This is a genomic window from Proteus genomosp. 4 str. ATCC 51469, from assembly GCF_003144375.1.
Taxonomy (GTDB): Bacteria; Pseudomonadota; Gammaproteobacteria; order Enterobacterales; family Enterobacteriaceae; genus Proteus.
On sequence record NZ_PENV01000001.1, the window covers coordinates 378,581 to 391,203 of the forward strand.

10 protein-coding genes are annotated in these 12,623 nt (G+C 37.7%); 4 read left to right on the top strand and 6 right to left on the bottom strand.

The window, feature by feature from the left end; all coding sequences use genetic code 11:
- Positions 1-10 precede the first annotated feature (10 nt).
- The 6 genes from ftsL to leuO all read right to left on the bottom strand — a co-directional run bounded on the left by ftsL (position 11) and on the right by leuO (position 6,922).
- Entirely contained in the window at positions 11-328 is a 318-nt protein-coding gene (gene ftsL / locus DK866_RS01745) for a cell division protein FtsL (RefSeq protein WP_082151795.1), read from the bottom strand.
- On the bottom strand, positions 329-1,276 hold the full coding sequence (rsmH, locus tag DK866_RS01750; protein WP_109407471.1) for a 16S rRNA (cytosine(1402)-N(4))-methyltransferase RsmH: 948 nt from the start codon (positions 1,274-1,276) through the stop codon (positions 329-331). It lies immediately after the preceding gene.
- 3 nt (positions 1,277-1,279) lie between these two features.
- Positions 1,280-1,738, bottom strand: a complete 459-nt coding sequence (mraZ, locus tag DK866_RS01755; protein ID WP_072069274.1) for a division/cell wall cluster transcriptional repressor MraZ — start codon at positions 1,736-1,738, stop codon at positions 1,280-1,282.
- 684 nt (positions 1,739-2,422) lie between these two features.
- Positions 2,423-3,430: a catabolite repressor/activator gene (gene cra, locus DK866_RS01760; protein WP_072069275.1), complete on the bottom strand. Its 1,008-nt coding sequence runs from the start codon at positions 3,428-3,430 to the stop codon at positions 2,423-2,425.
- 222 nt (positions 3,431-3,652) lie between these two features.
- Positions 3,653-5,458 carry an AMP-dependent synthetase/ligase gene (locus DK866_RS01765; RefSeq protein WP_109407472.1) on the bottom strand — a complete coding sequence of 602 codons (1,806 nt, stop codon included), beginning with the start codon at positions 5,456-5,458 and terminating at the stop codon, positions 3,653-3,655.
- A 519-nt stretch (positions 5,459-5,977) separates the two neighbouring features.
- The gene (gene leuO / locus DK866_RS01770; RefSeq protein ID WP_109407473.1) at positions 5,978-6,922 is read right to left on the bottom strand and encodes a transcriptional regulator LeuO; all 945 of its coding nucleotides are present in this window, start codon (positions 6,920-6,922) and stop codon (positions 5,978-5,980) included.
- An 869-nt stretch (positions 6,923-7,791) separates the two neighbouring features.
- Here leuO and leuA point away from each other — a divergent pair.
- From leuA to leuD, 4 genes are read left to right on the top strand one after another with little or no spacing between them, the layout of a single operon-like run.
- Positions 7,792-9,351, top strand: coding sequence for a 2-isopropylmalate synthase (gene leuA / locus DK866_RS01780; protein ID WP_109407474.1), 1,560 nt, complete (start codon positions 7,792-7,794; stop codon positions 9,349-9,351).
- Positions 9,352-9,353: 2 nt separating this feature from the next.
- A complete protein-coding gene (gene leuB / locus DK866_RS01785) occupies positions 9,354-10,445 on the top strand; it encodes a 3-isopropylmalate dehydrogenase (RefSeq protein ID WP_109407475.1) in 1,092 nt (363 codons plus the stop codon).
- A gap of 1 nt (position 10,446) precedes the next feature.
- Positions 10,447-11,856, top strand: coding sequence for a 3-isopropylmalate dehydratase large subunit (gene leuC, locus DK866_RS01790; protein WP_109407476.1), 1,410 nt, complete (start codon positions 10,447-10,449; stop codon positions 11,854-11,856).
- An 8-nt stretch (positions 11,857-11,864) separates the two neighbouring features.
- The gene (gene leuD, locus DK866_RS01795) at positions 11,865-12,470 is read left to right on the top strand and encodes a 3-isopropylmalate dehydratase small subunit (RefSeq protein ID WP_109407477.1); all 606 of its coding nucleotides are present in this window, start codon (positions 11,865-11,867) and stop codon (positions 12,468-12,470) included.
- Positions 12,471-12,623: the final 153 nt, after the last annotated feature.

Sequence of the window (12,623 nt, forward strand, 5' to 3'; positions counted from 1 at the left end):
CTTGCCTTAATTATTTAGTAACCACGATGTTCTCTTTTGTTGGATCAACATGAACCATCCCCAAACTATCACTTGAAAAACGCTCTACTCGGCTATGATCGGCCAGTGCATTTTCTTCAAGAATGAGGTTGCGCCATTCGATATCCAATACATTTTTTTCCAGCACTAAACGCTCTTTTTCTGCTGTCAATAAACGTGTCTTGTGCGCTGTCGTCACGACATACACCGCAGAAATAATCACGGCTATCAGTAAACATACAGGTAACTTGCCATGACGCAGTAAATCCTGCCCTATAACCCCTGGTAGTGTGTGTCGTTCTGTAGACATTTATTCCTCAATACGTTGTGCTACACGTAATACAGAGCTTCGTGCCCGTGGGTTCTCTTCCACCTCTATACCTGTCGGTTTCATCTTGTGAATACTGGATAAGCGAGCACTTCCTAACTCTTTTATCTGCGCTTCTGTGAGTGGAATACCCGCTGGGACAACTGGCCCTTTGCTTTCATCACGAATAAAGCGTTTTACTAATCGGTCTTCTAATGAATGGAAGCTAATCACAGATAAACGCCCTTCTGGTGCTAAAACTGAGACTGCACCTTTTAATGCTTTTTCAATTTCATCTAATTCGCTGTTGATATAGATTCGAATTGCTTGAAAGCTTCGTGTTGCTGGATGCTTATGGCGCTCTTTTACAGGGCTTGCTTCACTAATTAAATCAGCTAACTGCTTAGTTCGTGTCAACGGCTCTTCTGTTTTATTACGAGCAACAATGGCGCGAGCAATGCGCTTAGCGAAACGTTCTTCACCAAATGTTTTCAGTACCCAAGTAATATCATCTTCTGCAGCTGTCATTAGCCATTGCGCAGCAGATTGCCCTGAAGTGGGGTCCATACGCATATCAAGTGGCCCGTCTCGCATAAAAGAAAAACCACGTTCAGGATCATCAAGCTGAGGAGAAGAAACGCCTAAATCCAGCAAAACACCATCAATCTTCCCAGCTAAACCTAACTCTTTGACATACTGTTCAATATTTGAAAATGGCCCATGAACAATAGAAAATCGTGCATCGTCTATTTCATTGGCAACTGCAATAGCTTGTGGATCTCTGTCTATCGCTATCAAGCGACCTTGCTCACCTAATTGTGATAAAATTAAACGGGAGTGGCCTCCGCGACCAAATGTTCCGTCGATATAGATACCTGAAGACTTAATGTTCAGGCCATTCACTGCTTCATCCAGTAGTACACTGGTATGGCTAAAATTATTTGTTGTCATTATTTAAAGTGATAAATCCAATAGTCGTGTCGATAACGGTTCCTGTGAGGTTTGCTCGGCAACAATGTCTTTTTCAATCTGGCTATACCAGACCTGTTCATCCCACAATTCAAATTTATTGAATTGACCGACTAACATGACCTCTTTGGTTAGCCCCGCATGCTGTCTTAGCGTGCTAGCTAACAAAAGACGTCCTGCACTATCCATTTGGCATTCGCTGGCATGTCCTAATAACAGACGTTGAACTCGACGTTCGGCCGGGTTCATGGAAGACAAAGCCGCCAATTTTAACTCAATCTTTTCCCATTCAGGAAGTGTATAAAGCAATAAACACGGCTGATTGAGATCAATGGTACAAACCATTTGACCTTCAGAAATCTCACTCAGCGTTGTTCGATAACGGGAAGGAACTGTTATTCGCCCTTTGCTGTCAAGATTAACGAGTGTTGCTCCACGAAACATCCTCATTACCCTCAGCTTTGTAATTTACACCACATTATCCCACAAATCCCCACAAATAGAGTTTACGGATGGTATGAAAACGTTGTCAAGCCAGATGTAGGAAGCTTTATTTATATTTACAGTAATTTGATGAGTACACCGAAATGTTGAAATTATCGACAAAAAAGAAATAAGGAAGATTAACACTATGATTAATAGCGATTATTTTTCATTTTATATTTTTAATCACGAAAAGTAATTATTTATAACGATAGCAAGGAAGAAAACCAGATAAAGAAATCATAATGAGTAAATAATAATTTTAATGATAAAAAACTAATTTATTGCAGTTCATTTACCTTTAGCCAACATAATCATTTGAGGATGCTTTTATATAAATAAAAATAGAAAGGCTTAAAAAAATAATTCAATATCAGGCAGATAGTTATTTATTTTCTTCTCACTTTCTCTAAAGTAAAATCTGTTATTTATTAAAGTTAAGCAATATCACTTATGGGTATGTCAAAATTTAATCTATTAACTTAGAAAAATGAGAGAAATAGTAAAAAAAGGCTTAAGATTAATCTCAAATTTAATATTCTCTAAGCTATTCGACATTCTTAAATCAAATAAAGCATCCCCGTTTTAATTTAATAAAACAGGGATGAGTATAAATGCAGGTAATTATGATAAAGCAATATCAAATTAACGTGCGCGTCCTAAACTGCCTCGGCGACATAAATCACGACGAATACGTGTAATTCCCGCTTGCGGTTTTTGTTCTTCTTCCAGACTGGCAAGAACAAGTTCTAATACACGTTCTGCAATATCACGATGTCGTTGAGCAACAGATAAAACAGGGCATTCAAGGAAATCCAATAACTCATGATCACCGAAAGTCGCAATAACCAATTGTGTTGGTAAACGGCCACTTCGTTGTAACGTCACATCCATAACCCCTTGCAATAAAGCGAACGAAGTTGTGAATAATGCATCTGGCATTGGATTATTGTTTAGCCATTCTGAGAAAGCTGCTGCTGCGGCTTCTCGCTCATAGCTATTAGCATAAAGGTAGGTTACTTCTCGAGGATCATCTTTCCAAACACTACGGAAACCTTGTTCACGTAAAAAACTCACAGAGAGTTCAGGAAGGGCCCCTAAGTAAAGTACAGATTGCGAAGGAAAAGCTTTCAGTTCAGTTGCCAACATTTTGGCATCTTCTAAGTCATCACCAACAACGCTGATAAAATGCTCACTTTCTAATGCCCTATCTAGCGCGATAATCGGTAATGAACGATTAGCCCAACGCTGATAAAAAGGGTGTTCTGGTGGCAATGCCGTTGAAACAATAATGGCATCAACTTGACGTTGTAATAAATGCTCAACACAACGAATTTCGTTGTCAGGTTGGTCTTCTGAACATGCAATTAGCAACTGATAACCGCGTTGGCGTGCTTGTCGTTCAAGGTAATTTGCGATCCTGGTATAACTGGTGTTTTCCAAATCAGGAATAACCAAACCAATAGAACGCGTACGACCAGCACGTAATCCCGCGGCAACAGCGTTCGGGTGGTAATTATGCTCTCTGACCACCGCCATCACTTTTTCAACAGTCTTGTCACTTACACGGTACTGTTTCGCCTTACCATTAATGACATAACTTGCTGTTGTTCGTGAAACACCAGCCAAGCGGGCGATTTCATCCAGTTTCACATTAGCCTCTTTTAATTATTAAATGTGTTATTTATTACATATTGCTATGAACTTCAGTCATTATGCTGATCTGATTTTGCATTTTAACACAATTTACTGATAAAACCGTATGCGTCAACGTTTCCGTTTATGTCTTTTATCAATTATTTCAATCATCATTATCTATCAATCAGTAATTTCACAAGAAAAAAGCACCTTAAAGGTGCTTTTTCTCGCTTAAATTTAATCTTGATACATCAATTCAATTTCATTTCGATAACGTTCTGAAATAATTTTACGGCGAAGTTTTAATGTCGGTGTTAGCTCACCTGATTCCATTGAAAAACCTTCAGCAAGCAACGTAAAGCGCTTAACCTGATGAAAACTAGAAAAGTTTTTTTGCATTTCACGTAAACGCTCATCAAACAGCTCTTTAATTTTTGTATGACGTAATAATTCGATGCGATCATGGTATTTTAGATTTAATGCTCGGGCATGTTCTTCAAGAGCATCAAAACAAGGCACAATCAGCGCAGAAACAAATTTACGCGTATCAGCAATCACCGCAATATGCTCAATAAAACGGTCTTGCCCTAAAGTACCTTCAATCATTTGTGGTGCAATATATTTACCATTCGACGTTTTCATTAAGTCTTTTAAACGTTCAGTAATAAATAGTGCACCATCACTATCAAGCGCGCCGGCATCACCAGTACGTAACCAACCGTCTTCTGTAAAAGCAGCCGCGGTATCTTCTGGTTTATTGAAGTACCCTTTCATGACAATACTACCACGGACTTGAATTTCATTTTCAGCCCCAATACGAACTTCAACACCTGGTAGTGGTGTACCAATAGAGCCTAATTTATACTTATTTTCTTCCCAGCATGAAACGGTGGCACAGGTTTCTGTCATACCATAACCGTATTTAATATTAATGCCTGTTGCTAAAAAGAAACGAATAACAGCATCATCTAAACGCGCACCAGCTGCGGGTAAAAAGCGGACCCGTCCACCTAAAATTTGGCGTAATGGTTTTAAAACCTTCTTATCAGCAAAGCGATAACATAAACGAGAAATGAAACTGAGATTACGCTGATTAAGTTGTGCTTCGCGCTGTTTTTCACCCTGCTTGATTGCCCATTTAAAAATAAATCGACGTAATAGTGAAGCCTGAGACACTTTGTCTTGAATGGCGCTATATACTTTTTCATAGAAGCGCGGAACTGCACACATAACGGTAGGCTTAACCTCACTCATTGCTTCTCTAACAGCATGAGTATCCGTTAAATACACATTGACAGCTCCCGTGTGCATGACATAGAAGCTCCAAGCACGTTCGAAAACGTGAGAAAGCGGTAAGAAACATAATGAAACGTCTTTGTCTGATAATGAAAGACGTTCGTCATGCAGGTAAAGTTGAGATGCTAAACTCGTGTAATCAAGCATTACACCTTTAGGTTCCCCTGTTGTTCCTGATGTATAAATCAAGGTAAACAGATCATCTAAATTACACTCACTAATGCGTTGTGCTAACACATCATCATACTGATATTGAGTGTTATTAATTAAACTATCGAGATAACATGAAGCTAGATTTGTGTTTAATACGACATCAGAGTTAAATACAATAATATGTTCAAGTTGAGGACATAACGCTAATAATTCAGAAGCAATATCGTATTGCTTTTGGTCGCCAACAAAAAGAATGCGGATATTTGCATCATTTAAAATGTAAGCGGCTTGTTCAACACTGCTGGTTGCATAAAGAGGGACAGTTACCGCACGTAATTGCAAAGAAGCAATATCAGCCAAAGACCAATCAATGGTATTTTGAGAAAAGATCCCTATATTTTCTTGAACACTCACACCCATTTCTAATAATGCATTTGAGAGCGCGCGTGTTTTCTTTTCAACCTCTTTCCATGACATTTCGATATTGCGCTTAGCATCCCACTGACGATAAGCAATATTATTCCCGCTGTGCAAAAACCGCATCTGCAATCTTCTAATTATATGATAATCTTGAAGATTATTATTAGTTATCATAATTTTCCTGCTATTTATGGAAAAGCGACCGTGTTATCAAACTGAAATGGACAAAATACGCCACTTATAATTTCAGCTTACACTTGTTCGCTGACTCGGATAAAAGTCTAAGTGATCCGCCAAAATAAAGGAATTCAATTTTACATAAATTTGTAAAATTGTGAGTTATGAAAAGTTTTGTCAAAAGGCGCTATCTCACCTCAGTGAGGGAGTTCGACATTATAATTTTATTTTTTGATGGAAGATAAAAAGAAAAATAGATGAATAACAACAAGTAACTGTTATTACGTAATCAGTGACAATATATAGAAAAGAGTATTGGTGTAGAAAATCACTGTTGAATGAGTAAAATGCGAATAATAGTCATTATTATAAATAAAGGGCAAAAATAGTGACAGCAATCCAATTTATTTTATCTAACTGCATAAAACTCATGTTGGTCATTAGTCTAACAACTAATGTTATCTGCCACTATTTCTGCATAATTAGAAATAAAAACTAATTATGAGCGAAAACACTCTAGTTCTGACAAACTTCACTAAGTAAATTTTTCATCCATAAGTGACCTTTGTCACGCTCGGTTGATTCATGCCAAATTAAATAACATGGACGCAGTGTCTTTTCCCAAGGTAACGAAATGGCTTTGATGTCTAATTGCTCAGCATTGCATTCCACTAACCACTTTGGTGCTATAGCAACTAAATAAGTTCTAGAGACAATATTTAATACGCTATTTAAATCAGTTCCCTGATAAGTGATAAGATTTTCTAAATGAGTATCATTATAATAAGGAGCACTAAATGAACCAACATCATCTAAAGAAACAATTGAATGTTGTTCATTTAATAACATCTCTTGTGTCACACTTTCTTTAATACGAGGATGCTTATTAGAAACAACTAAAACAAGTTCATCATTAAACAATGGCTGTGAATGAAACTCTGCTCTATCAAATTGTTTATAATTAATAAAGAATTCGACTTCTTGATATTTTAATTGGTGTTCTATATTACTATTTAAGTAAGATTTAATATTAACATTAATGTTAGGTGTTTTATTTTTAATTTGTTCAACTATTTTTGGTGCTAATTTAATATCTAGCGGGCTACAAATAGATAAATTAAATATACGTTCACTTTGTTCTGGTTCAAACCCAGCCCCTGGAAGTTCATTATGTACTAATTGCAATGCTTGTCTAACAGGACCAAAAAGCTGTTTTGCTCTTAATGTAGGCTGAATACCACGACCATAACGAACAAATAATTCATCATTAAACATTACTTTAAGTCGAGATACTGCATTACTAACTGCGGGTTGTGACATGCCAAGAACCTGTGCGGCTCGAGTGACATTTTGCATTTGCATAACAGCATCAAATACCGTTAATAAATTAAGATCAACATTACGTAAATGCATATCTGCTGATTCTTTACTGGTAACTGTTGCTGATGTGTAATCCGTCATTTCTTACTCCACTATGTTATTATAATGGTTAATTAATTATTATTAACAAAGGCATTATTAATAATAGATATGTCTTAACTATTACTTTAACTATTTATTAAAATTTATTATTCATCGTCCATGCATATAACTAAACACATAAGTTTCATATCAATAAAAAAACATTTTTCATATAAAGATGAAAAGTTGATATTAAAATTACATGTATAGAAAATGATTATATCAATATATATTACAACCTGTTTTACCTTCTGCCTTGCAAATAATAAAACAAAGTATGATAAAAATCATAATAAAATGATGTATTTTCATTCCTAAAATAAGTATCCAAGAGCCATCAACTCTAATAATACAATGATTTTTATGCTTACATTCAAAACCTTGCTTACATTTATTAATCTTTACAATCTCATTGATACTCTTTTTCCTTCTCATTTAGCTGATTAAAAAAAAAGCAAACAATTGTTTAATTTTTCATTTCACTCTTTTTTAAACAATGTACGGAACATTAACCCAATCAATGATTTGCTGATAGTCATAATCATTAGTAAAAATTTAGATATTAGTCAGAATCACTGTGAAAAATTTACAAATAATATGGCTAAATGATTTTATAAATTCCAACGCTTGACATCTTTATTGGTATTAGGTATCAATAAATAAAGATTATTGAGAACTTATCTAAGGGTGTTTCATGTTAAACGCAATTTTACTATCAAGCCTACTACTACTCGCAACTTTTATGCGCGGTCGGCTTATGGGTAAAAAATGAAATACACCTACCCTTAAAGAGAAAACCCGCGCTAGTCGCGGGTTTTTTTATACCTGGGAGAGCGCAAACAGCAAATAAAAAGAGAAAGGAACAGATTATGAGCAACAACGTGATTATTTTTGATACCACATTGAGAGATGGCGAACAGGCATTGCAAGCAAGCTTAAGCGTAAAAGAAAAGTTACAAATTGCTTATGCCTTAGAGCGTTTAGGTGTGGATATCATTGAAGCGGGCTTTCCTGTTTCTTCTCCAGGTGATTTTGAATCAGTGCAAACTATTGCACGTGAAATCAAAAATAGCCGTATTTGTGCATTAGCACGTTGTGTTGATAACGATATTGATGTTGCAGCAGAATCTTTAAAAGTCGCAGATGCTTTTCGCATTCACGTCTTTTTGGCAACGTCAGCATTACATGCTGAACATAAATTAAAAAAATCTTTTGAAGATATTATTGAAATGGGTGTGAATTCCATAAAACGTGCTCGCCGTTATACCGATGATGTGGAGTTTTCTTGCGAAGATGCTGGTCGTACTCATATTGATAATTTATGTCGGATTGTAGAAAGCGCCATTAATGCTGGGGCAACCACAATTAATATTCCTGATACTGTAGGTTATACAACACCTTATCAATTCGGTGGCATTATCACCAACTTATTTGAGCGAGTACCTAATATTGATAAAGCAGTTATCTCTGTCCATTGTCATGATGATTTAGGCATGGCTGTTGCTAATTCGATTACTGCAGTACAAGCAGGTGCAAGGCAAGTTGAAGGCACTATTAATGGGTTAGGTGAACGCGCAGGTAACTGTGCATTAGAAGAAGTCATCATGGCAATAAAAGTCCGTGAACAAATGATGAATGTTCAAACACGCATTAATCACAAAGAAATTTATCGTACCAGCCAATTGGTAAGCCAATTATGTAATACACCTATTCATGCTAATAAATCGGTTGTCGGCTCCAATGCATTCGCCCATTCATCAGGTATTCACCAAGATGGCGTACTGAAAAACCGTGAAACCTACGAAATCATGACGCCTGAATCAATTGGATTAAAAGAAGTGCAATTAAACTTAACTTCTCGTTCTGGCCGAGCTGCAGTCAAACATCGTATGGAAGAAATGGGGTATCGAGAAAAAGATTATAACTTAGATAATTTATATGCAGCCTTCTTACGTTTAGCAGATAAAAAAGGCCAAGTCTTTGATTATGACTTAGAGGCATTAGCATTTATTGGTCAGCAACAACAAGAACCAGATGAATTTGTTATGAACTATTTTAATACTCAATCTGGTTCATCAACTGTTGCCACCGCCAGTGTCAGCATTACACATGGTGATAAAGAAATTACTGAAGCAGCAACCGGTAATGGCCCCGTAGATGCAGTATATCAAGCAATATCCCGTGCAACGGGTTACCCATTAAAGTTAGTAACTTACCAATTAACAGCCAAAGGTGAAGGTAGAGATGCTTTAGGACAAGTTGATATTGTCGTTGAGTATCAAGGCCGTAAATTTCATGGAATGGGGTTAGAAACAGACATAGTTGGTTCATCCGCCAATGCCATGATCCACGTTATCAATAGTATTTGGCGCTCAGAGCAAGTCGAAATAGAAAAACGCAAACAACATACAACACAAGAAGCGGTTTAATTATGTCAAAAAATTATCATATTGCAGTATTACCCGGAGATGGTATTGGTCCTGAAGTTATGGCGCAAGCACACAAAGTGATGGATGCCATAAGTGAGCGTTTCTCACTCAATATCACTACAAAAGAATATGATATCGGTGGTATTGCCATCGATAATCATGGCACACCATTACCAGCAAATACCTTAGCAGGTTGCGAGCAAGCCGATGCTATTTTATTTGGTTCTGTCGGTGGCCCTAAGTGGGAGCATTTACCTGCTAATGAACAACCTGAACGTGGTGCGTTACTGCCTTTACGTAAACATTTTAAATTGTTCTGTAATTTACGCCCTGCTCGCCTATATGAAGGTTTAGAAGCTTATTGTCCATTACGTGCTGATATTGCACAGCGTGGCTTTGATATTTTGTGTGTACGTGAATTAACAGGCGGTATCTATTTTGGTCAACCTAAAGGCCGTGAAGGTGAAGGTGCTCAAGAACGCGCTTTTGATACTGAAGTTTATCATCGTTACGAAATCGAGCGTATTGCCCGTTTTGCATTTGAATCAGCGCGTAAACGTCGCCATAAAGTAACGTCTATTGATAAAGCGAACGTTTTACAAAGTTCTATTTTATGGCGTGAAGTCGTAACCGGTATTGCCAAAGAATACCCAGATGTTGAAATTCAGCATATGTATATCGATAACGCCACAATGCAGTTAATTAAAGATCCATCTCAGTTTGATGTATTACTGTGCTCCAATATTTTTGGCGATATTTTATCTGATGAATGCGCCATGATCACAGGTTCAATGGGAATGTTACCATCCGCAAGCGTTAATGAAGAACGCTTTGGCTTATATGAGCCAGCCGGTGGTTCAGCACCAGATATTGCAGGTAAAAATATCGCTAACCCGATTGCACAAATTTTGTCGGCTGCATTATTACTGCGTTACAGCTTTAATGAAGACAAAGCGGCCCAAGCCATTGAAGATGCTATCACTCAAGTATTAGCAGAAGGCTATCGTACCGCAGACTTAGCGGGAGATGGCAACGCAATTACAACGACAGAAATGGGTGATCGTATCACTCAATATATTCGTGAAGGGGCATAACATGGGTAAAACATTATATCAAAAAATCTATGATGCACATGTTGTCAGAGAAGTGAGTGATGAAACACCGATTTTATATATCGATCGCCATTTAGTGCACGAAGTGACATCACCTCAAGCCTTTGATGGATTAAGAACAAAAGGTCGTCCTGTTCGTCAACCCAATAAAACCTTTGCAACGATGGATCACAACGTATCAACACAGACTAAAGATATTAATGCTTGTGGTGATATGGCGAGAATTCAAATGCAAGAGTTGATGAAAAACTGCCAAGAATTTGGCGTTACGCTGTATGACTTAAACCATCCATATCAAGGGATTGTTCACGTAATGGGGCCAGAACAAGGCTTAACCTTGCCCGGAATGACAATTGTTTGTGGTGATTCACATACAGCAACTCATGGTGCTTTTGGCTCATTAGCTTTTGGGATCGGCACATCTGAAGTTGAACACGTTTTAGCAACTCAGACGTTAAAACAATCACGAGCTAAAACATTAAAAATTGAAGTTCAAGGCAAGACTGCCATTGGGATCACCGCAAAAGATATCGTATTAGCGATTATTGGCAAATTAGGTAGTGCAGGTGGTACTGGTTATATCGTCGAATTTGCAGGTGAAGCTATTGAAGCCTTAAGCATGGAAGGTCGAATGACTTTATGCAATATGGCAATTGAAATGGGTGCTAAAGCAGGTTTAGTGGCGCCTGATGATACCACTTTTGCTTATTTAAAAGGTCGTCAATTTGCCCCTAAAGGCCAATCATGGGATGAGGCTGTTGCTTATTGGAGAACCTTAAAGTCTGATGATGATGCAACTTTCGATGCCACTGTCACGATTAATGCTGCCGACATTGCACCACAAGTTACATGGGGTACCAACCCAGGGCAAGTTATTGCTATTGATCAAATCGTACCGTTATTAGATAGCTTTAATGATCCTGTTGAACGCGCTTCTGCTGAAAAAGCCTTGGCATATATGGGATTAAGTGAAGGCGTTAATTTAACAGATATCGCTATTGATAAAGTCTTTATTGGCTCTTGTACAAACTCACGCATTGAAGATTTACGAGCTGCAGCTGAAATCGCAAAAGGCCATAAAGTTGCATCCCATGTTCAAGCTATTGTTGTTCCGGGATCTGGGCCGGTTAAAGCACAAGCTGAAGCCGAAGGTTTAGATAAAATCTTTATTGAAGCAGGTTTTGAATGGCGTTTACCGGGTTGTTCGATGTGTTTAGCTATGAATAACGATCGATTAAATCCGGGCGAACGTTGTGCATCCACCAGCAACCGTAACTTTGAAGGACGTCAAGGCCGTGGAGGCCGAACACATTTAGTCAGTCCTGCAATGGCAGCAGCTGCGGCGATTAATGGCCATTTTGCAGATATTCGTACATTTGCAGTGGCATCCTAAAGGAGAACATGATGAATAAATTTACTCAACATACGGGTATTGCGGTTCCTTTAGATGCAGCAAACGTTGATACCGATGCCATTATTCCTAAGCAATTTTTACAAAAAGTCACTCGTACTGGCTTTGGTAAGCATCTGTTTCATGATTGGCGATTCTTAGATGATGAAGGTACTCAGCCTAATCCAGCTTTTATTTTGAATCAGCCTATTTACCAAGGCGCTTCTATTTTATTAGCACGAGAAAACTTTGGGTGTGGATCATCTCGTGAACATGCACCTTGGGCATTAACAGATTATGGTTTTCACGCCGTTATCGCCCCTAGTTTTGCTGATATTTTTTACGGCAATTCATTTAATAACCAACTGTTGCCAATCAAGTTAAGTGACAATGAAGTTTCACAATTATTTGATTGGGTGAAACAACACACAGGTACCCCTATTACTGTCGATTTGGTGGCACAAGAAGTCAGAGCTGGTGAATTATGTTTCTCTTTTGAAATAGATTCATTTCGCCGTCATTGCATGATTGAAGGATTAGACAGTATTGGATTAACGCTACAACACCAAGATGACATTAGCGCTTACGAGGCAAAACAACCTACCTTTATGCGCTAATAAAGACAATTTCTTACCTTCTTCTACTTTCTGTGATGTTTACTTTGTCATTCTTGCCGTAAATTCGTTTACGGTTTTTTTTATCTCAATAAATAGCCAATAAAAAAGCCAGTGATCAATTATCACTGGCCGGCAATCACCGAATGCTCAAAT

Coding starts and splice junctions, on each gene's coding strand:
- ftsL (WP_082151795.1), bottom strand. CDS start 328: ATGTCTACAGAACGACACACACTACCAGGGGTTATAGGGCAGGATTTA.
- rsmH (WP_109407471.1), bottom strand. CDS start 1,276: ATGACAACAAATAATTTTAGCCATACCAGTGTACTACTGGATGAAGCA.
- mraZ (WP_072069274.1), bottom strand. CDS start 1,738: ATGTTTCGTGGAGCAACACTCGTTAATCTTGACAGCAAAGGGCGAATA.
- DK866_RS01765 (WP_109407472.1), bottom strand. CDS start 5,458: ATGATAACTAATAATAATCTTCAAGATTATCATATAATTAGAAGATTG.
- leuO (WP_109407473.1), bottom strand. CDS start 6,922: ATGACGGATTACACATCAGCAACAGTTACCAGTAAAGAATCAGCAGAT.
- leuA (WP_109407474.1), top strand. CDS start 7,792: ATGAGCAACAACGTGATTATTTTTGATACCACATTGAGAGATGGCGAA.
- leuB (WP_109407475.1), top strand. CDS start 9,354: ATGTCAAAAAATTATCATATTGCAGTATTACCCGGAGATGGTATTGGT.
- leuC (WP_109407476.1), top strand. CDS start 10,447: ATGGGTAAAACATTATATCAAAAAATCTATGATGCACATGTTGTCAGA.
- leuD (WP_109407477.1), top strand. CDS start 11,865: ATGATGAATAAATTTACTCAACATACGGGTATTGCGGTTCCTTTAGAT.